Origin of the sequence: Collinsella sp. AF39-11AT (assembly GCF_003474585.1) — a bacterium.
Classification (GTDB): Bacteria; Actinomycetota; Coriobacteriia; order Coriobacteriales; family Coriobacteriaceae; genus Collinsella.
Genome location: NZ_QROG01000059.1, coordinates 1 through 805 on the forward strand (window position 1 = coordinate 1; position 805 = coordinate 805).

2 pseudogenes are annotated in these 805 nt (G+C 53.3%); both read left to right on the forward strand.

The features are described from left to right. A pseudogene (locus DW037_RS10425) lies at positions 1-318 on the forward strand (hypothetical protein); the annotation flags it as partial. A gap of 100 nt (positions 319-418) precedes the next feature. Beyond that, positions 419-805, forward strand: a pseudogene (locus tag DW037_RS10430) (hypothetical protein); the annotation flags it as partial.

An 805-nucleotide genomic window follows, 5' to 3' on the forward strand; every position in this document is an offset into this window, starting at 1 on the left:
CTCGCCTCCGGCTGGCTCAACCTGAACGGTACGTGGTACTGGCTCGACCCCTCGACGCGCGCCATGGCAACGGGCCTGCACGCATGCAACGGCTCTGCGTACTGGTTCAACGCCTCCGGAGCGATGGCGACCGGATGGTTGCTTGACAGCGGAACCTGGTACTACGCGACGGGCTCCGGCGCGCTGGCCTCCGGCTGGGCCTACCTCGGCGGCGCCTGGTACTGGCTTGACCCCTCGACGCACGCTATGACTACGGGTGTTCAAGAAATCGATGGGGTGCAATACTCTTTTGCTAGTAATGGCGCTTGGCTCGGCTAGCAACTCTTCTTTAATTGCTTTTTTCTAATTACATATTGCTCTAAGCTATCCATTTGTAGACTATGTTCATATAAAAATTGGTTACTACTGGGGGCTGCGCATGGCAAGGAAAAAGCGAATATCATTAATCCTAATCATTCTTTCAACTCTACTGCTCGCTGGGCCCGGTGTGGTTGATATCGCGAACGCAGAATCCATAAGCTCCTCCATCCCTACTGATTTTGAGCAGCAATCTGTCTCCTCGACTCTAAATCCTTCCGATTCAATCAATGATGGGTCTGCTCAAGAATCCGTTAAATGTAATCTGGATTGGAATTCGTTTGCCGGGAACTGGTTCTATGTGGATTCAGTTAATCCGGTCTCGCTGCATTCTGGCTGGCTCTATACCAATGGGGCCTGGTATTGGCTCGACCCCTCGACGCATGCCATGGTGACGGGCTTTCACGAGTGCAACGGCTCCCTGTACTGGTTTAATTCGTCCGGCGCC